At 53.8% G+C, this 19,361-nt stretch carries 21 protein-coding genes; 13 read left to right on the forward strand and 8 right to left on the reverse strand.

Annotation, left to right across the window (positions count from 1 at the left end; all coding sequences use genetic code 11):
- Positions 1-109: 109 nt before the first annotated feature.
- Complete coding sequence (gene carB / locus NG653_RS10595) at positions 110-2,962, reverse strand: carbamoyl-phosphate synthase large subunit (protein WP_252741679.1); 2,853 nt, start codon at positions 2,960-2,962, stop codon at positions 110-112.
- An 87-nt stretch (positions 2,963-3,049) separates the two neighbouring features.
- Complete coding sequence (gene rpmH, locus NG653_RS10600; RefSeq protein WP_252741777.1) at positions 3,050-3,208, reverse strand: 50S ribosomal protein L34; 159 nt, start codon at positions 3,206-3,208, stop codon at positions 3,050-3,052.
- A gap of 154 nt (positions 3,209-3,362) precedes the next feature.
- On the opposite strand from rpmH, the gene NG653_RS10605 reads away from it, so the two are divergent.
- The 5 genes from NG653_RS10605 to NG653_RS10625 all read left to right on the forward strand — a co-directional run bounded on the left by NG653_RS10605 (position 3,363) and on the right by NG653_RS10625 (position 6,539).
- The gene (locus NG653_RS10605) at positions 3,363-4,262 is read left to right on the forward strand and encodes a DUF6263 family protein (RefSeq protein WP_252741680.1); all 900 of its coding nucleotides are present in this window, start codon (positions 3,363-3,365) and stop codon (positions 4,260-4,262) included.
- Positions 4,252-4,767, forward strand: a complete 516-nt coding sequence (locus NG653_RS10610; protein ID WP_252741681.1) for a tetratricopeptide repeat protein — start codon at positions 4,252-4,254, stop codon at positions 4,765-4,767. Before NG653_RS10605 ends, NG653_RS10610 begins: the two co-directional genes overlap by 11 nt.
- A gap of 172 nt (positions 4,768-4,939) precedes the next feature.
- Entirely contained in the window at positions 4,940-5,245 is a 306-nt protein-coding gene (locus NG653_RS10615; protein WP_252741682.1) for a hypothetical protein, read from the forward strand.
- A 148-nt stretch (positions 5,246-5,393) separates the two neighbouring features.
- Positions 5,394-5,933 carry a hypothetical protein gene (locus tag NG653_RS10620; RefSeq protein ID WP_252741683.1) on the forward strand — a complete coding sequence of 180 codons (540 nt, stop codon included), beginning with the start codon at positions 5,394-5,396 and terminating at the stop codon, positions 5,931-5,933.
- A 261-nt stretch (positions 5,934-6,194) separates the two neighbouring features.
- Complete coding sequence (locus NG653_RS10625; protein ID WP_252741684.1) at positions 6,195-6,539, forward strand: hypothetical protein; 345 nt, start codon at positions 6,195-6,197, stop codon at positions 6,537-6,539.
- 254 nt (positions 6,540-6,793) lie between these two features.
- On the opposite strand, the gene NG653_RS10630 is transcribed toward NG653_RS10625, so the two are convergent.
- The 3 genes from NG653_RS10630 to NG653_RS10640 form a co-directional block, all read right to left on the reverse strand.
- The gene (locus tag NG653_RS10630) at positions 6,794-7,147 is read right to left on the reverse strand and encodes an SdpI family protein (RefSeq protein WP_252741685.1); all 354 of its coding nucleotides are present in this window, start codon (positions 7,145-7,147) and stop codon (positions 6,794-6,796) included.
- 63 nt (positions 7,148-7,210) lie between these two features.
- Positions 7,211-8,170: a lytic transglycosylase domain-containing protein gene (locus tag NG653_RS10635; RefSeq protein WP_252741686.1), complete on the reverse strand. Its 960-nt coding sequence runs from the start codon at positions 8,168-8,170 to the stop codon at positions 7,211-7,213.
- Between the two features lie 33 nt (positions 8,171-8,203).
- Positions 8,204-8,890: an alpha/beta hydrolase gene (locus NG653_RS10640; RefSeq protein ID WP_252741687.1), complete on the reverse strand. Its 687-nt coding sequence runs from the start codon at positions 8,888-8,890 to the stop codon at positions 8,204-8,206.
- 158 nt (positions 8,891-9,048) lie between these two features.
- On the opposite strand from NG653_RS10640, the gene NG653_RS10645 reads away from it, so the two are divergent.
- The gene (locus tag NG653_RS10645) at positions 9,049-9,342 is read left to right on the forward strand and encodes a GNAT family N-acetyltransferase (protein WP_252741688.1); all 294 of its coding nucleotides are present in this window, start codon (positions 9,049-9,051) and stop codon (positions 9,340-9,342) included.
- A 10-nt stretch (positions 9,343-9,352) separates the two neighbouring features.
- On the opposite strand, the gene mtaB is transcribed toward NG653_RS10645, so the two are convergent.
- The 3 genes from mtaB to NG653_RS10660 form a co-directional block, all read right to left on the reverse strand.
- The gene (mtaB, locus tag NG653_RS10650) at positions 9,353-10,717 is read right to left on the reverse strand and encodes a tRNA (N(6)-L-threonylcarbamoyladenosine(37)-C(2))-methylthiotransferase MtaB (protein WP_252741689.1); all 1,365 of its coding nucleotides are present in this window, start codon (positions 10,715-10,717) and stop codon (positions 9,353-9,355) included.
- Positions 10,718-10,804: 87 nt separating this feature from the next.
- Positions 10,805-11,980 (reverse strand): GlmU family protein, encoded by a 1,176-nt coding sequence (locus NG653_RS10655; RefSeq protein ID WP_252741690.1) that lies wholly within the window; start codon positions 11,978-11,980, stop codon positions 10,805-10,807.
- Between the two features lie 148 nt (positions 11,981-12,128).
- Positions 12,129-12,383: a type B 50S ribosomal protein L31 gene (locus tag NG653_RS10660; protein ID WP_252741691.1), complete on the reverse strand. Its 255-nt coding sequence runs from the start codon at positions 12,381-12,383 to the stop codon at positions 12,129-12,131.
- A 167-nt stretch (positions 12,384-12,550) separates the two neighbouring features.
- Between NG653_RS10660 and NG653_RS10665 the strand changes: the two genes are divergently transcribed.
- From NG653_RS10665 to NG653_RS10695, 7 genes are all read left to right on the forward strand, one after another.
- On the forward strand, positions 12,551-13,069 hold the full coding sequence (locus NG653_RS10665) for a DUF4199 domain-containing protein (RefSeq protein WP_252741692.1): 519 nt from the start codon (positions 12,551-12,553) through the stop codon (positions 13,067-13,069).
- A gap of 43 nt (positions 13,070-13,112) precedes the next feature.
- Positions 13,113-14,099: a glycosyltransferase family 2 protein gene (locus NG653_RS10670; RefSeq protein ID WP_252741693.1), complete on the forward strand. Its 987-nt coding sequence runs from the start codon at positions 13,113-13,115 to the stop codon at positions 14,097-14,099.
- A 70-nt stretch (positions 14,100-14,169) separates the two neighbouring features.
- A complete protein-coding gene (locus NG653_RS10675) occupies positions 14,170-15,891 on the forward strand; it encodes a phospho-sugar mutase (RefSeq protein WP_252741694.1) in 1,722 nt (573 codons plus the stop codon).
- Positions 15,888-17,711, forward strand: a complete 1,824-nt coding sequence (locus NG653_RS10680; RefSeq protein ID WP_252741695.1) for an ABC transporter ATP-binding protein — start codon at positions 15,888-15,890, stop codon at positions 17,709-17,711. Before NG653_RS10675 ends, NG653_RS10680 begins: the two co-directional genes overlap by 4 nt.
- 79 nt (positions 17,712-17,790) lie before the next feature.
- Positions 17,791-18,348 carry an RNA polymerase sigma factor gene (locus tag NG653_RS10685; RefSeq protein ID WP_252741778.1) on the forward strand — a complete coding sequence of 186 codons (558 nt, stop codon included), beginning with the start codon at positions 17,791-17,793 and terminating at the stop codon, positions 18,346-18,348.
- 46 nt (positions 18,349-18,394) lie between these two features.
- The gene (locus NG653_RS10690) at positions 18,395-18,913 is read left to right on the forward strand and encodes a hypothetical protein (RefSeq protein WP_252741696.1); all 519 of its coding nucleotides are present in this window, start codon (positions 18,395-18,397) and stop codon (positions 18,911-18,913) included.
- Complete coding sequence (locus NG653_RS10695; protein ID WP_252741697.1) at positions 18,903-19,361, forward strand: hypothetical protein; 459 nt, start codon at positions 18,903-18,905, stop codon at positions 19,359-19,361. Before NG653_RS10690 ends, NG653_RS10695 begins: the two co-directional genes overlap by 11 nt.

The following is a 19,361-nucleotide window of genomic DNA, read 5'->3' on the forward strand; positions in this document are numbered from 1 at the left end:
TCAGCGCCGGGGGACACCCTGACCTGTTGAAAAAAAAAGATCCCGCCGGGGGCGGGATAAATTCGATCGGCCGTATCCCCGGCTCAGCGCCGGGGATACGGGATCTCATTTATTTGCTCAGGTACATCTTCCGCCTGGAGTAGAGGTTGTAGAAGGCATCGTCTTTCAGGTTTTTGATAAAAAGGATGCTCTCGCCCGTGCTCTTCATTTCCGGCCCCAGGTTCTTGTTGACCTTCGGGAATTTATTGAAGCTGAATACAGGCTGCTTGATGGCAAACCCTTCGAGCTGCGGGTTAAAGGTGAAGTCTTTGAGTTTGTTGTGGCCCAGCATGACCTTGGTTGCGTAGTTCACGTAGGGCTCCCCGTAGGCTTTCGCAATAAAGGGTACCGTACGGGACGCGCGCGGGTTAGCCTCGATGATATACACCTGGTCGCCCTTGATGGCGAACTGTATATTGATCAGCCCCACCGTGTTGAGGGCAAGGGCGATCTTCTTGGTGTGGTCCCTGATCTGCTGTATGACGAATTCACCCAGGTTGAACGGGGGCAGGGTGGCATTCGAATCCCCGGAGTGGACCCCACAGGGTTCGATATGTTCCATAATCCCGATGATATAAACCTCTTCCCCGTCGCAAATGGCATCGGCTTCTGCCTCAATGGCCCCATCCAGGTAATGGTCGAGCAGGAGCTTATTGTTGGGGATGTTCCGAAGCAGGTCCACCACATGGGCTTCCAGCTCTTCCTTGTTGATGACGATTTTCATCCCCTGTCCCCCGAGCACGTAGGAGGGGCGCACCAAAAGGGGGAATTTGAGTTTTTCAGCCAGTTTCAGGGCTTCATCGGCGCTTTCGGCCACCCCGAACTCCGGGTAGGGGATGCCGTTGTCTTTCAACAGGGTTGAAAAACTTCCGCGGTCCTCTGCCAGGTCGAGGGACTGGAAGGTGGTGCCCATGATCCGGATCCCGTATTTGTCGAGCTTTTCGGCCAGTTTCAGGGCTGTCTGCCCCCCGAGCTGCACGATTACCCCTTCCGGTTTTTCATGGAGGATAATGTCGTAGATGTGTTCCCAGAAGACGGGTTCAAAATAAAGTTTGTCGGCCGTATCAAAATCGGTGGATACGGTTTCCGGGTTGCAGTTGATCATGATGGTTTCATAACCGCATTCCGCAGCGGCCAGTACCCCGTGTACACAACAGTAGTCGAATTCGATCCCCTGCCCGATCCGGTTGGGCCCCGAGCCAAGCACCACGATCTTTTTGCGGTCGGTCACCTCGCTGTCGTTGGCCACAAAGCGCTCTTTGGACGGCGTTTCTATTTCCTCCTCGAAGGTGGAATAGTAATAGGGCGTCATGGCCCGGAACTCTGCCGCACAGGTATCTACCAGCTTATACACCCGCCTGATCCCCATGGCCATGCGCTTGCTGTGTACCTCGCTTTCCCAGCACTCCAGCATGTGGGCGATCTGCCGGTCGGCAAACCCCTTCTGCTTGGCCTCCAGCAGCAGCTCTTTCGGGAGGGTCTCCACATTGTACCGGCTGATTTCCTTTTCCAGCTGGTACAATTCTTCATACTGGCGAAGGAACCACATGTCGATGCGGGTGATCTCATGGATGCGGCTAAGGGGAATGCCCAGTTGAATGGCATCGTAGATGACAAAGACCCGGTCCCAGCTGGCGTAAGTCAACTTCTGGATAATCTGGTCGTAGTCGGTGTAACTTTTCCCGTCGGCCCCCAACCCGTTTCGCTTGATCTCAAGCGACTGGGTGGCCTTGTGCAGGGCTTCCTGGAAGGAGCGCCCGATCCCCATAACCTCGCCTACCGATTTCATCTGCAGGCCAAGGGTGCGGTCGGCCCCCTCGAATTTGTCAAAATTCCACCTGGGGATCTTCACGATCACATAATCCAGCGTAGGTTCGAACAGGGCGGAAGTAGATTGGGTAATCTGGTTTTTGAGTTCATCCAGGGTATACCCTATGGCCAGCTTGGCCGCCACCTTGGCAATGGGATACCCCGTTGCCTTGGAAGCCAGGGCCGATGACCTGGAAACCCTGGGGTTGATCTCAATGGCGATGATTTCCTCTTCCTGGTCGGGGCTCACGGCAAATTGCACATTGCAACCCCCGGCAAAATCCCCGATGCTGCGCATCATTTTAATGGCCATGTCGCGCATGCGCTGGAAGGTCCGGTCGGAGAGGGTCATGGCCGGAGCCACCGTGATGGAATCCCCGGTGTGTATGCCCATTGGGTCCATGTTTTCGATGGTACAGATAATGACCACATTGTCGTTCTTGTCGCGGAGCAACTCCAACTCGTACTCCTTCCAACCCATCATGGCCTTGTCGATCATCACCTCGTGGATCGGGGAAATTTCCAGGCCACGGCTCAGCAATTCATCGAAATCTTCAGGACGGTAAACTATGGAAGCCCCGGCCCCTCCAAGGGTATAGCTGGCACGGATCACCAGGGGAAAACCAAATTCCTGGGCAATTTCCTTCCCTTTAAGAAAAGAGGTGGCCGTTGCCTGCGGGGCCATCTTCACCCCAATGCGCGTCATAAGTTCCCGGAATTTTTCGCGGTCTTCGGTAATGTTGATGGCGTCGATATCGACCCCGATGATCTTGATCCCAAATTCTTCCCAGATCCCCTTTTCCCCCGCCTCGATACAGAGGTTCAGGGCAGTCTGACCCCCCATGGTCGGAAGGACCGCGTCGATTTCCGGGTGCTTTTGGAGCACTTCTGCAATCGACCGGGTGGTCAGGGGGAGCAGGTACACATGGTCGGCCATCGAAGGGTCGGTCATGATGGTAGCCGGGTTGCTGTTGATCAGGACCGTCTTGATGCCGTCTTCCCGCAGCGACCGGAGTGCCTGAGACCCAGAGTAGTCAAACTCGCAGGCCTGACCGATGATGATGGGGCCGGAACCAATTATCAGTACGGAGTGTATGTCTTTGCGTTTGGGCATTTGGGGTGGAATTTGAAATTTCTGGATAAAAAAAAGGTGTTACTTTCAGCAAGTAACACCTGGATTATTTGTACAATGGGTATCCCATTACTTTTTGTGCCTCGGCTCGGAAGATACGCTTATTTTTTTACGTCCCTTAGCTCTTCTGCGCGCCAAAACCTTTCTGCCGTTGGCAGAGGCCATACGCTCACGGAACCCGTGCTTGTTCCTACGTTTTCTTTTCGAGGGCTGGAATGTTCTCTTCATGGATTGTGGTTTAACCGGTGTACGGTTGAGGCCCTGTGGCCGTGCAAAAATCTGGGCGCAAATATACAAAGAGTTTTCGCATTCCCAAACCCAAATAAATTTTTTTAGCATTGTTTTTACTACTTTTGCACCGGATCCTCCAGGAGCATTTCCCATGCAGAAAGTTTTGGCCATTCTTTGCGTTTTTGTCGGTTTTCAGGGCGCGGTATATTCCCAGGTAATGCTGGAATACCGGCTCAGGGAAGGAGACGTTTTCACCTTTGAACAACAGGCAGAACAACGGGTCTCCCAGACCCTGGAAGAAACCACCCAGGTGCTCACCAACCGCATTTCCGGGATTCTGCAGTACAGGGTCCTTAAAGTGAGGGAAAAGGGCTATTTGCTGGAGTTCCTGTTCAGAGACCTCGTTTTCCAGATCGAAGACGGGCAGGGCGGCATACTCCTCGACGTCCATGCGTCCGAACCTCAGAACGGGGATGCCCAGTCGATGGTCTTCAACGCCCTGCTGAACGTGCCCGTACAGATGGAAATTGACCGCAAGGGAAAAATCCTGCAGGTCAGCGGGGGCGACAGCCTGGTTTCCCAGGTTATCCAAAAATCAGGCGTGCCGGAAGGGTTTGCCCGGACGGTGATGCGCAAGTCCCTGGAGCAGGAATACGGCTCTGAGGCCCTTGCGCGCAGTTATGAACAAATGACCTACCTGTATTCCGGGACCCCGGTCCAGGTTGGGGACCAGTGGCGCAATGCCTTTGGAGGGAAATTGCAGGCGAAAAATCTCTGGAGGCTCGACAGCCTTACCACGGACCGCGCTTCCATCAGCGGGAAGGCCGAGGTGACCATGCGGGTGGAAGAACCCTCCATGACCATGGAACTGACCGGGAAACAGGAAAGCACCCTTTCAACAGACCGCCACAGCGGTTTCATACTTGAAATGCGGGTAACCAACCAGGCCAGGGGAATATCCACCCTCTCCCAGACAGGGCCCCTGGAGGTCCCTACCGTGGTAACGTCCAATGTAGTGTACCGTTTAATAGACCAGAAACATGTTCAATAAAAACATCAAGCTTGCCCTTGCCATTGCTATAGTGGCCTTTGCAGGGTACCAGTTCGCGGAAGGCGAAATTGGCAACGGAATCTTCCTGATCCTGCTGTCCCTTATCTTCGTTTTCCTCTATTTCCGAAATGAGATTATCCTCCTGTCTTTTTTGCGGATGAGGAAACAGGACCTGGAAGGGACCGAGAAATGGCTTCAGAAGATAAAAAATCCGGAAAGCGCGCTGACTACCAAGCAACAGGGGTATTACAACTATCTCTACGGCATCATCTTCTCCCAGAAGAACCTGACCCAGGCCGAGAAATACTTTCGCAAAGCCCTTAAATTAGGGCTGAACATGGATTACGATGTGGCCATGGCGAAACTGAGCCTGGCGGGAATCGCCATGCAGAAACGCAGGAAACGGGAAGCGGTTACCCTGCTGCAGGAGGCCAAAAAGCTGGATAAAAACAACATGCTGGGGGAGCAGATCAAGATGATGCAGCAGCAATTGAAACGCATCTAAGCAGGTTCCCTGGCCGTACCTGCGGCACCCTGTTACGGATGGAATGCATTCTTCATAGCCGATAATCTGACCGCAGGCAGGTACTCCCGGGTCTTTAAGCTGCCTGACGACTACGACCGTAAACCCCGCTGAAGGAAACGTAATTTTTGCTATGCGGGGTATTCCAATGGCAATGGAGGCCATTGAAGCATGCGACCCCCAGGCCATCCACGCAGAAAATGGACCGGAGTTTCTCTCCCGGGTGTTTTTGAACTACTGCCACCCGGAGGATCTCCGGATCAAATACATCCCGCATGTAAAGCCAGGTCAGAACAACGACATAGAGCGGTTTACAGGACCTGTCATGAGGATATCCCCGGGGCGTATTTGTGCCGGGGAATCCAAAAAGCCGACCCGGAGACGTAAGGTCCGCAGAAGCGGGGAACAGGTTCCCTCTTCAAAAATTCTTTCGCAGGAAAGATACAGGGGAATATCCTGAAAAATCTTCCGGGGAGCATGCCCCTCAAAACATCTTTTTGTTTAATTTAACACTGCGCGGAAAGAGGGAAGCCTTCAGAAAGGGAGGAGCCTTCTCAACGGCCTGAATCCAGTGGCAGGAAAAAGTAATGCTTCCAATACCCATTAAGATGAAAATAAATGCAGTTTATTTAGTGCTTTTGTGGCTCGTCCCACTGGTAGGTGGCATTGATAACCAAGGGAAAAGGAACATTGCCTCAAATAGCGAGGATTATATCAAAGTAACATTTAACGGCACAGAGTTCCTCTTCAATGAAAAAGATTACCTGCAGGCCTTCACCGGAATCATGCCCGATGGCAGGCACTTTTTATCCATTAACGGCAGTATTCCCGAAGACAGTTCGGGTTCTTCCGAAGCCGTTTCAATCCTGATTTACTCTCAGGATGAAATTAGGGCAGGGATCTACGGTGATGGGGGATTTGTGGAGTTTGGACCCTTTGGAAATTTGTTTGTGGGACCGGAGTTAGGGTTTATCTCTCAAACAAATTCTTTGTTAACGGCCACAGATCCAAACAACCCGCAATCCACAGTAAACATTCTTGAGTTGAATGAAACGGGCGTTAGAGCTACATTTTCAGGGACGGTAATCAACCCAATGGATAGAAGCTCTCACAGCATTAGCAATGGGGAGTTATTTGTTGCGTTTTAAATCCACACCATTATCAGAACACCTGTTTTAAGTCTGTTACTTTTACTTTCTTTTACAAGTATATCGTGCCGGCAAACGGCAGAGAAATACACCGAATCGGTAGAAGAGAAGGTCAATAATTTTGAAAAGTCACCCGGCGATGGGGTATGGCGGGAGGAACTCCATAAAATAACGCCATTTACCACAACACAACTCATCTCTAAATTGCCCCGGAATATATCGGGAGTACCCCTAAGAAGCGCTTCAGAATCTGGAATGCAAATGGTTACAGCAACCTACAGTAACGATACGGAATCAACAGATGAAAGCAAAGTTATTACCGTTACCATTACAGACGGTGCGGGTACAAACGGACAAGGGCATATAAACGCGGTTTATAGAATGCTTGCACAGGACATGGATTTAAAGACATCTAATGGGTGGACTAAAACCTATACCCTAAGCCATTTGAGAATTATGGTGAAGGAAGAACAGGACAAGGAAATAACGCTGTCCGAAGTAGAGTATATCAAAAATAAGCGCTACCACGTTCGATTAAATGGCAGGAACATAAACAGTGACGAATTGCTTAAAATTATGAATGATTTTGAAAAAACTGATTTTTAATGTGCTGATAGTGTATAAGATATTGATTTAAAACCATCCGTTATTCGTTCTTGTAATAACATTGCTTTGGTCCTGTAAAGTAGAAACCAAGGCTGACTTGAGGTCAACACCCAAGCTTCCCCTCCCCCACCCGGCTTCAATTTACCCGGAATACCTGCATTCCACCATCAGGCCCTGAACCTACTGTCCGCGTAACGAGGGTTTAAACCAGGCCGGCGGTAAAGAATGTAAACGAAAATTAATTGCCCCCCTGCTTATGTCCCGAAACGGGCCTTTAGGGCATGCTCTACCCTGAAAAGGAGGACACCGATCATCAGGCACATCACCACAATCGCCAGAAAAGCAGCCCATCCGGGATGCATTGGGAACTGAAGGCCGGCCAGGCCCAGCACCAGCTGTATCCCTCCGACCCAAACCATACCGCGTGCGGCATAGGTTTGCGCAAAATCCCAGCATTCCTGGCTTTTCATGGAACGGGCCGTTCGATACCCGTAGAGCCAGTTGATGTTCTTTGGGGGGTATTTCCAGAGGATGGTGCCTGAAATTGCGAAAATCACCCCGGTAAGCACCAGGGTTAGCGTCCAGGGGTTGGTCAGAAGCGCTTCCATATCCATGCCGTTAGAGTTGCCCAAGATGAAAGTTGCCCGAAGGGCCCCAAAGCCTCCCGACGATCAGGGCCCAACCCGGTAATAGCCCTTCATCGGGATATCGAGCTGGTATACCTTCCGGGAGGCGTTATTCAGGTGGGGTTCCCTGAGCCAGGGATTATGGCGCTTGAGGATCTTGTAATTGATGCCATACTGGGTCGCAAACTCTGCAAAATTGGCCACCGGGGTATCGACCTCAACCTGGAAGGTGGGGACATTTTTGTACAGGTGCTCCTCTTCCATCATAAAACCGTATTTGTCGGGGTTGGAAAGGATTTCCTTGATGGCCAGGATGCGGAAGAGGTACCGGCCGGTTTCCTGCCCGAGCAACAAATCGTAGTAGCCGCCGGCCTGCTGGACCGACATGAAGCGATCGATCGCACCAGTACCCGCATTATAGGCCGCGGCCGCCAGGGTCCAGCTTCCGTATTTCTCTTTGTATTTCTTCAGGTAACGGCAGGCCACCTCGGTCGATTTTTCGAGGTGGTACCGCTCATCCACATTTTCATTGATCTCCAGGCCATATTCCTTTCCCGTGGCCTTCATAATCTGCCAAAAGCCGGTGGCCCCTGCAGGGGAAACCACGTTTTGCAGGCCGCTCTCAGCCACTGCAAGGTATTTGAAATCATCAGGGATGCCGTTTTTGGCCAGGATAGGCTCAATAACCGGGAAATACTGGTGTGACCGCTTCATCAGCAGCAGGGCATTGGACTGCCAGTAGGTGTTGACAAGGAACTCCCGGTCAATCCGCTCCAGTACCTCGGGGTCGTCCTGGGGCACCGGTTCCCCGGCAAAATTGAGATCGTCCGGGATCGCGATGGCCGATATCTGATACGTCGGGCTAACCCGCAATTCCGGGTCAGTAGCCGGCCCTGAAGCAGCCGGTGATTCGGGCGGTTCCAATCCCTGCTGTACGGCAAAAATGAGGGTGCTGACCACGAACAGGAACCCAAGAAACATCAGGCTGTTTTTCAGAAATCGCATAAGACAGGGCTTAAAAGTTTGTATTCAAAGGTATTAAAAGGAACTATCATCCTGCAAAATTATTGCAGGGAGGTGTTCATTTAGCCATCGGTGGCGGTGAAGGATCATGGTATGGGTACCCCCGGGCACCGCAATACACGAACCGATGTGGGCCATGGGGAATACGGAATCCTTATCGCCATGGATATGGACCAGGCCGGGAATGGGGGTATCGCGTTCCCAATGGACGATGCGGTCAAGGGCCCAGTCGAGGTAGGTTTTGTCGCGCACGGCCAGATACCGCTCGTAAAGCTGCAACCGCTTTTTGACCGGATCGCCAAAGGCCAGCCGCGCCAAAACTTCCACATTGCTGATGATACCTGTGGGGAGGAGTTTGTACAGGCGGGTATACCGGGCTACCAGGAGCCGCCGGGGCATTTCCAGGCGCGACTTGATGCTCGAAATAATAATGGTTTTGCGGGGCTGCAGGTAGCCGGCCATTTCCTGTGCCAGCATCCCTCCAAAAGACACCCCTACCAGCACCGGATTGGGGTGGGTTACCTTTTTAGCCATCTCTGCGGCATACTCGCTGAGGGTCATCCCCGGCCGCGGAATAAACCACTTCAGCAGGTGGACTTCGAACTCGGCAGGGGGAAGGTGGATGAATTCAAAAATCTCGGGGCTGGCGGCAAGGCCGGGGATCAGATATACGTGGATCTTATTAGGGGTATCCGGGTTCAAAACACGCTAAATCTTAGTTTTTTAGCATTTTTTTTAGTACTTTAGCATTCTGTTTTGGTTGTTCTTTAAAACTTCCAGAAAAGCGATCTTTTTACAGGCTCAGCTCCGATGGCATAGATCGCATTTTTTTCATCTGAAACCAAATTAAATCAAACTATATGAGTGATCTGGCCATCAAGGACAACAGCTTTCTGCGCCAATTTGAAATTCGCGTAGACGGGGAGCTGGCAAAAATCGAGTACTCCTCACAGGAGCGCAAGGTATTCCTCACCAAATTAGTGATCCCGGAAGCCATCGACCGGGAAGGTTTCAAAGAAGAGTTCATCAAGGCCGTACTGCACCACATCCAGGAACAAAACCTGCGCGTAGTTCCGACAAGCCCGCAAATTGCGGGGTTCCTGCGAAAAAATCGCCAGTACAAGGAAATGCTGCCTATAGGCATCCGGATATAAACAGCACCCCTTACGGCAATCCCAGTATCCCGGCCACAGTGCCGGGTTTTTTATTTCGGGGATCCCCCTCAGGGGCCAAACGCACCAACCCATCGGAGTCTATCCTGTCAAGAACTACCCGGTGCAGGGTGTTGACCAGGGCAGGGTCCCAGGGGGCCTTTACCTTCACGTAGTTTTCCGTAAAGCCATGGATATAGCCCTTTTTATTTTCCCCTTCAAATAGTACCATCCTGGGCAGGCCGAGTTGGCTTTCGTAAAACGCCCTCCGCTTCTTTTCCGAAAGGCCCCGCAGCAGGGTGCTCCTGCGGGCCCGCTGCTTCGCGGAAACCACCCCGTCCATGGCAGCAGCAGGGGTATTGGGCCGCTCCGAGTAGGGGAAAACATGGAGGTAGGCGATGTCGAGCCCGTGAAGGAATTCATAGGTTTCCATGAACGCTTCCTCCCCTTCCCCGGGAAATCCGACGATGACGTCCACCCCGATACAGGCATGGGGCATCCGTTCCCGGATGCGGGAGACCCGTTCGGCATACAATTCCCTCAAATAGCGCCGGCGCATGCGCCTGAGGATTTGGTTGCTGCCGCTCTGCAGGGGGATGTGGAAATGGGGTACGAAACTGTTGCTGCAAGCGACAAAGTCAATGATGTCGTTGGTAAGCAGGTTGGGCTCAATGGAAGAAATGCGCAGCCGGTGGATGCCTTCCACGGTATCCAGGGCCTGGATGAGCTCCAGGAAAGTGTGCTCATGCTTTTTGTTCCCGAACTCCCCCTTTCCGTAATCCCCAATATTTACCCCAGTAAGCACGATTTCCCGGATGCCCTGCCCGGCGATCTCAGCGGCATTCCGCAATACATTCTCCATGGTGTCGCTGCGGGAAATCCCCCGGGCAAGGGGAATGGTACAATAAGTACACTTATAGTCGCACCCGTCCTGCACCTTCAGGAAAGCCCGGGTACGGTCCCCGATGGCATAGCTGCCCACGTAAAAATCTGCCTGATCGATCTCACAGGAATGCACCTGCCCGGTTTCCTGTTTGCCCAGGCCCTGCAGGTACTGCCCCAGGTTGAATTTCTCGGTGGCCCCGAGGACAAGGTCCACCCCTGGTATGGCGGCAATCTCCCCCGGCTGGAGCTGGGCATAACAGCCCACCACGGCCACGAGCCCTTCCGGGTTTGCCTTTTGCGCCTGCCGGAGCGCGGTCCGGAACTTCCGGTCGGCATTCTCCGTCACGGAACAGGTATTGATGACATACAGGTCCGCAGCCTCCGAAAAATCCACTTTCCGGAACCCGTCTTTTTCAAGGTCCCGGGCAATGGTGGAAGTTTCCGTAAAATTGAGCTTGCACCCCAGGGTGTGATAAGCCACCTTTCGTTCCATACCCGTTTTAAGCGGTTTTTTAAGGCCGCAAAGATACCAAAAATCAGCAGAAAGCCAGTGCCTTGCAGAAAGAGGGCGCGACCGGCATCAGGATTTCCGGTACTTCCGGCTTTGTTCAAACACCTGCAGGAAGATCTCCTCATCTTCCCGGGTAAATTCCTGTCCCCGGCGCTCCATGGCCACCCGGGCCGCTTCAAAAGCTTTTTCCGGGAAGTAGGTGCTAAACCCGGATGTCCCGCCCCAACTGAAGCTGGGGATGAAATTCCGCGGGAACCCGGCCGCAAAAATATTGCAGCTGACCCCAACGACGGTCCCTGTGTTGAACATGGTATTGATCGCCGATTTGCTGTGGTCGCCCATGACCAGGCCGCAGAATTGCAAGCCGGTTTGGTCAAAACCACCACTCTGGTAATTCCAGAGCCGCACCCTGGCGTAATTGTTCTTCAGGTTGGAATTGTTGGTGTCAGCCCCAAGGTTGCACCATTCCCCCAAAACGGAGTTCCCCAGGAACCCGTCGTGGCCCTTGTTGGAGTACCCGAACAGGACTGCATTGTTGACTTCTCCCCCTATTTTGCACCAGGGGCCTGCCGTGGTGGGCCCGTAAATCTTTGCCCCCATCTTTACCACCCCATGCGCGCCGAGGGCAAACCCGCCCCTTATTAAACTCCCTTCCATGACCGTGGCACCCTGCCCGATGTAGATGGGGCCTTCTGAGGCGTTCAGGATGCTGAACTCCACGCTGGCGCCTTCCTCCAGGAAGATGTGTTCGGGGTGAACCGCCCGGTTCGAGGCCGGGAGGGGCATCGATTCACGGCCCCGGGTAAGCCTTTCAAAATCCTGTTCCAGGGCCGGGCCGTTGATGGAAAAAATATCCCAGGTATTGCGCAACTCCAGAACGTCCCCAGGGTAGGCGATGCGCCCCAGGCCCTCAAGCTGTCCCTCCTCCAAAGGCTCCGGGCTGCGATAGGCAAGCAGGCCGGGAGGCCCGAAAAGGGCTTCGCCTTTTTTCAGGTTCTGCACCGCCTGCACCAGGTGGGCATCGGGAAGCAGCGAGCCTTTGATAAACAGGTTGTCGGTACCGGCCTCCATGGGAAATTTCCCGCTGAGGTAGGCTACCGTCGAAAATGAAACGGGGGCACCCAGGTCGTGGGCCCACTTTTCCTGCAAGGTAAGGATGCCGGTGCGCAAGGCGCCCACGGGGCGGGTGTAGGTAAGGGGAAGGAGGGCTTCGCGCCGGTCACCGTCAAAAAGGATATAATGCATGGCAGGCCATTTTAGGACAAAGGTAACAATTCACCGTATTCCTTCCCGGCCTGCCAAATACCGCGGAAAAGAGGCCAAAAAAAAAGGGCAATACCCCAGGGGGTACTGCCCAATATGCGTGTAAGGACAAAAAAGTGGCGGTTGCCCCTTAGTCCTTTTTGAACTTCTGGTATTTGTTTTTGAATTTGTCGATCCGGCCTGCGGTATCGACCAGTTTGGCTTTCCCGGTGTAATACGGGTGTGAGGTCCTGGAAATTTCCAGTTTCACCAGGGGGTATTCCACCCCATCCACTTCAAGGGTCTCTCTGGTATCTGCCGTGGATTTGGTGATGAAGACATCCTCATTGGACATGTCCTTGAACGCTACCAGCCTGTAATTTTCGGGGTGAATGCCTTTTTTCATGGGTAATACGATTAATTCCTGCAATTTTTCAAGGGTGCAAATGTAAGGAATTTTTATTTTAAATCCTTAGGACCCCAGCCGAAAAAAATGAAATTAAATCCATATTTTGGTGTAACGTTTCCCCCTGGGAATAAACCAATAGCCACCAAACCTTAAATATAGATAGTATGGAATCCACTGCACCCAAAACCGGTAAATTTTCCCTTAACTACGGACTGATCCTCGGGGGTCTGGGGGTCGTCTTCGGGATAATGCTGTTTATCAGCGATGCCCATACCTCCCAAAGCCCGGTCAATTCCATTGTGAGTATAGCCATGATGATCGGGGTGATCTTCTGGGGGATCATCAGCTTCAGAAAAGCCAATGAGGGCTTCCTCACTGTTGGACAGGCCTTGAAACTTGGGGCCGGGATCGCCTTGATCGCCGGGGTACTTACGATCCTTTGGACCCTGGTCCTCACCAATGTCCTCGATCCGGATTTCCCGTCCAAAGTCATGGACGCCCGGCTGGCCGAAGCGGCTTCCGACCCTAACCTGACCCCGGAAATCATCCAGCAGCAGAAGGAAATGGGCCTTAAATTCTGGTGGGTGGGCTACCCTGTGATCCTGATCGTCAATATCCTGTTGGGATTGCTCATCGGCCTTGTGGGAGGCCTGATCTTCAAGAAGGCGCGTCCGGAGTATTAATCCCAAAAGCCTACCTTTGGGGAGGAAAAAGCCATACCCCTTGATGCACCTGTCCATCGTCATCCCCCTGCTGAACGAGGAGGAATCCCTCGGAGAACTCTACCATTGGATTGCAGATGTCATGCAATCCAATGGTTTTTCGTATGAGGTCCTGTTCATCGACGACGGCAGTACCGATAACAGTTGGGGGATTATCCGGGAGCTCGCTGCCACCCACCCTGAAGTTCGCGGGATACGGTTCCGGAAAAATTTCGGGAAATCCCAGGCCCTGCACGCCGGGTTCAGGGCGGCAAGGGGGGAGGTAGTGATCACCATGGATGCCGATTTGCAGGACAACCCCGAGGAAATCCCGGAAATGGTGGGGATGGTCAGGGAAAAGGGCTACGACATGGTCTCGGGCTGGAAGAAAAAGCGGTATGATTCCCTGCTGATGAAAAACCTGCCGTCCAAGTTGTTTAACTGGGCGGCCCGAAAAACCTCGGGGGTGCGCCTTCACGACTTTAATTGCGGCCTGAAGGCCTTCCGCAGGGAAGTCATCGAGAATATAGAGGTTTCCGGGGAGATGCACCGGTACATCCCGGTATTGGCCAAGAATGCAGGCTTCGGGAATGTCGGGGAACAGGTGGTACGCCACCAGGCCAGGAAATACGGGAAAACAAAATTTGGGGCAGACCGTTTTATCAAAGGGTTCCTCGACCTGATCACCATTTGGTTTGTTTCCAAATTCGGCAAGCGACCCATGCACCTTTTCGGGGCCCTGGGGGTGCTCATGTTTGTAATCGGGTTTGGCTTTGCCCTCTACCTGGGAATCGACAAATTGTTCCTGAACCCAACTGGCCGGCTGCTGGCCCAGCGTCCGGAATTTTTCATCTCCCTTACTGCCATGGTTATCGGGACGCAAATGTTCCTGGCCGGGTTTTTGGGGGAAATGATCCTCAGGGTAAAAAAGAACCAGGAGCGATATACCATCCAGGAAACCCTGAATCTCGACAAACCCCTGACAGGGGCCGTTCATGAAGTCACGGGTTAGGCACGCCTGCTGGGGTCCTGCCCTGTCCCCTTTTTAGATTTTCTGATGTAACTTTGCCAAAAAACCACCCATGCCCATCGACCCTTCCATCCTGGAGGCTGCCCAAAGCTGGCTGACCGATTTTTTCGACCCGGCGGTAAAGGCGGATATCAGGGAACTGATCGAAAAAAACCCGGAAGAACTTACCGACCGTTTTTACAAAACGCTTGAATTTGGAACCGGCGGCATGAGGGGGATCATGGGGACGGGCACCAACCGGATCAACAAATACACCCTCGGGAAAAGTACCCAGGGCCTGAGCGATTACCTCCGGGAGGTATATGGGCCCGATGGCCTGAAGGTCGTCATCGCCTATGACTGCAGGCACAACAGCCAGTCCCTGGCCCGCACGGTGGCCGAGGTATTTTCCGCCAACGGGATCGGGGTCTTTTTGTTTTCAGAGCTGCGCACCACCCCTGAGCTTTCTTTTGCCGTGCGGCACCTCGGATGCCATGCGGGGATCGTCCTGACCGCGTCCCATAACCCGCCCGAATACAATGGGTATAAGGTTTACTGGACCGACGGGGGGCAAATCGTACCCCCCCAGGACCAGGAGATCATTGACCGGATCAACCGCCTCCGGTACGAGGATATCCGGTTTGAAGCCCGGCAGGAGCTGATCACTGCCATTGACCGGGAAGTCGACGAGGCCTTTATAAACGCCTGCGTGCAGCACGGGAGTTTCGATGCCCCGGGGCGGGAAGCCCTCTCCATAGTGTTTACCTCCCTGCACGGGACGTCCATAACCGCCATCCCCGAGGTCCTCAGGCGGGCCGGCTATACCGGGGTTACCATCATCGAAAGCCAGGCTACCCCTGACGGGAGCTTCCCTACCGTAAAATCCCCCAACCCGGAGGAACCCGAAGCCCTGAAAATCGCCCTGGAAAAAGGCGCGGAAATTGGGGCCGATATCGTTATTGGCACAGACCCCGACAGCGACCGGCTTGGGATTGCCGTGCGGAATGCCGAAGGGCAACTCGAATTGCTCAACGGCAACCAGACCATGGTGCTCATGACCCGCTTCCTGCTGGACCACCGGAAAAAAGCCGGTTTTCAAGGGGATGAATTCATTGCCTCCACCATTGTTTCCACCCCCATGATGCAGGCCATGGCCGATGCCTATGGGGTGGAATGCAAGACCTCCCTGACCGGGTTTAAGTGGATCGCCAAGATGATCCGGGATTTTCCCGACCAACACTTTGTCGGGGGCGGGGAGGAAAGTTTCGGCTATATGGTTGGGGACTTTGTACGGGACAAGGATGCCGTGACCGCGACCCTCCTGGCCTGCGAAATTGCTTCGGCGGCCAAGTCGCGGGGAAGCAGCTTTTACCAGGAGTTATTGCAGTGCTATGTGGATTTTGGCTGCTATCGGGAACGCCTGGTTTCCCTGACCAAAAAGGGCATGCACGGGGCGGCGGAAATCTCCGCCATGATGCGGGAATTCCGGGAAAATCCGCCCGCAAGCCTGGACGGCTCCCCGGTGGTGCGGATTGACGATTACCAGCAGTCGGTTTCCCGCAACCCCCGGGAAGGAACGACCAGGCCTATCGAACTGCCCCGGTCGAATGTACTGATCTACACCACCGAAGAAGGGCTTCGCCTGGCGGCACGACCCAGCGGCACGGAACCCAAGATAAAATTCTACCTGAGTGCTCACCAGCCGATTGAAGACACGGAAGCGTACCCTGTGGCCCTGCAGGAACTGGAATCCAAACTGGACCGCATCCTGGAGGAACTCAACTTAAACGGATGAGCTACTTCAGGAAAATCCTCCGTTTTGCCCTCCCCTACCGCCGGTACGGGCTGCTGAATATCTTCTTCAATATCCTCTATGCCCTCTTCAGCGCCCTCTCGTTTGCGGCCCTGATCCCCATGCTGGATGTGCTTTTTGAGCAAACCCGGGAAATCGCCACAAAACCGGTATACCAGGGCATCGGCCAATTGGAGCCTTTTGTAAAGGGCTGGCTGTATTACCAGGTGGGCAACGTGGCCGGGGAAGACAAAATGAAAGCCCTGGTTTTGGTCATCGGGTTGGTATTGCTGCTATTCCTGTTAAAGAATGTCTTCAATTACCTGGCCATGTACTTCATTACCTTCCTCAGGAACGGGATCCTCAAGGACCTGAGGAATGCGATTTATGAAAAGATCGTCTCCCTCCCGGTTTCCTATTATTCCGAAAAGAAAAAAGGGGATGTGATCGCCCGGATTACTGCCGACGTACTGGAGATCCAGCACTCCTTCCTCTCCATCCTGGAGCTCATTGTCAGGGAGCCCCTGACCATCCTGTTTACCATTGCGGTGATGTTCTTTATCAGTGTTGAGCTCACGGTTTTCGTCTTTGTCTTTATCCCCCTGGCCGGGATCGTGATCTCCCGCATCGGGAAATCGCTGAAACGGCGCTCCGACCGGGTCCAGGCCGAGCAGGGGGCCCTGCTTTCCATTGTGGAAGAAACCCTCGGGGGGCTGAAGATCGTGAAGGCCTTCAATGCCGAAAAACGGTTTATAAAGGTCTTCCACGATTCCACCGGACGGTTCTTCCATTTCTCCAACAGCCTGCTGAACCGGCAAAACCTGGCTTCCCCCACCGGGGAATTCCTGGGTATTCTGGTGATCGGGGTCCTGCTGTGGTTCGGGGGTCGGATGGTGCTTGTGGAAAATACCCTTGACGCCTCTTCCTTTATCGCCTACATGGGCCTTGCCTACAACATCCTCACCCCGGCCAAGGCGATCAGCAAGGCTTCCTACGGGGTTCGGAAAGGGAATGCCGCAGCGGAACGGGTACTCGAAATCCTGGAAACGGAAAACCCTATTAAAGATCCGGAGGATGGCAGGCAACTGACCGGGTTTAACGAAAGCCTCTGCCTTGAGGATGTTTCCTTCAGCTATGGGGAAGAGCCGGTCCTGAAGCAGGTGAGCCTTAGGGTACCCAAAGGGAAAACCGTGGCCCTGGTCGGGCAATCGGGCAGCGGGAAAAGTACGATAGCCAGCCTGGTTACCCGCTTTTACGACGTGAATTCCGGCTGCATCACCATCGACGGCACCGACCTCCGCGAAGTGACAAAGGCCTCGGTACGACAGCTGATGGGCCTGGTGACCCAGGATTCCCTCCTGTTCAACGATACGGTGCACAACAACATCCTGTTGGGCCGGGAAGGGGCATCGCGGGAAGAAGTGGAAGCTGCTGCCCGCGTCGCCAATGCCCACGACTTCATCATGCAGCTGCCACAGGGGTATGACACCTCCATCGGGGATGGGGGCAACCGCCTCAGCGGCGGACAGAAGCAGCGCCTTTCCATCGCCCGGGCCGTACTGAAGAACCCACCCATCATGATCCTGGATGAAGCGACTTCCGCCCTTGACACCGAAAGCGAAAGGCTGGTGCAGGATGCCCTTGAAAACATGATGCGCAACCGCACCTCCCTGGTCATCGCCCACCGCCTGAGCACCATCCAGAAAGCCGATCTTATCGTGGTCATGCAGCAGGGTGAAATTGCCGAACAGGGGACACACGAGGAACTACTCCAAAAAGGAGGGGTGTATTCCCGCCTGGTGGAAATGCAACAACTCGGATAAGGCAAAAAGGATACTGCCCTCCTGAGGCCCCGTTAAACCTTTTGGGCCCGGAAGGGGTCTAAAGCACAATATGGCAACCATGTCAGCCGATTCCATTTTAGTGGCGCAACTCAGGGACCCGAAAAGCCGGGAGGCAGCCTTCAGGGAACTGGTGTTGCGGTACCAGGAACGGCTTTACTGGCATATCCGGGGCATCGTGCTCTCCCATGAGGATGCCGATGACGTGCTCCAGGAAACCTTTATTAAAGTCTATAGGAACATCGACAGCTTCAAGGGGGAGAGCAAGTTGTATTCCTGGATGTACCGCATAGCTACTAACGAGGCTTTGAGCTTTCTGAAGCGGACTGCCAAAATACGGGGCGGCAGCAGTGAGGCCCTGCAACAGCATCTGGTGCAAAACCTGCAGGCGGACCCTTATTTCGATGGGGGCCAGGCAGAATTGAAGTTGCAGGAGGCACTGGCCGGGCTTCCGGAAAAACAGCGACTGGTGTTCAATATGAAGTATTTCCAGGAGATGAAGTACGAGGAAATGTCTGAGGTACTCGATACCTCGGTAGGCTCCCTGAAAGCCTCCTACCACCTTGCCGTAAAAAAAATAGAAAAACACCTCAAGGCAGGCCTGTTGGAGCGGCACTAAGATTTTAAGGATTAAACCTTTGGGATAAATTAGCGTCTAAGAAACAATGAGCACACCATCTAAGTACCATGGGTTCAAGGTCCCTGAAGGCTACTTCAGAGGATTTCCGGGGCGCCTCTCCGACCGGTTACGGGAGGAGGAAGGTCAGGCCCCGCCTGTGGAAAGCGGATTTAAGGTGCCTGAAAACTACTTTGAAACCTTTCCGGACCGCCTTCAGGAGCAGCTGAAAAAGAAAGAAAACCCGGTGCGCCCGCTGTGGCCGGCCTTGAGGTTGCCCATCGCTGCGGCAGCAGCTGCCGTGCTGTTGCTGTTCCTCCTCCGTCCATGGGCGCAGGGGGATACCCCCACGCCCCGGTTTGAAGACCTCGCCGGGGAAACCCTCGAAGCCTACCTTGATTCCGGGGATTTGGACCTCACGCCCTATGAGCTGACGGAAACCATCCCCCTGGGGGAAATAGGCCTGGCCGATGTACTGGAAGCCAGTCCCGGGGACCGGCTAATTATAGAATACCTGGAAAACGATACCGATACGGACGATGAACTCTACTGGGAAAATGACAACTAGGACCCTTCGAACAAGCTTCCTGGCGTGCCTGGGCTTTCTGCTGGTCACTACCGCCTTCGGACAGGACCCCGATGACCGGGAAAAAATCAAGGCCCTTAAGGTGGCCTTCTTCACCGAAAGGCTAAGCCTTAGCCCGGAGGAAGCCAGCGTATTCTGGCCGCTGTACAACCAGTACGAAGAAGAACGCGAAGCCCTCAGGGACAGGCAGCGCAGCGAAGTAAGGAACAGGCTGGAATCCCTGGGGTCCATCCCCGAGACGGAAGCCCGGAAAATCCTGGACCGCTACCTCGCCCTGGAAGCGCAGGAAGAGGAAGCAGAACGTAAGTTCTACCAGAAAATGGCCGATCAGTTTTCCGCCACCCGCACCCTGGAACTTTTTAAGGCCGAACACGATTTCAGGCGTCGTTTGCTGGAGGAATACCGAAAGCGCAAGGGTAACCGTCGCTAA

The organism is Robiginitalea marina (assembly GCF_024006985.1).
GTDB lineage: Bacteria > Bacteroidota > Bacteroidia > Flavobacteriales > Flavobacteriaceae > Robiginitalea > Robiginitalea marina.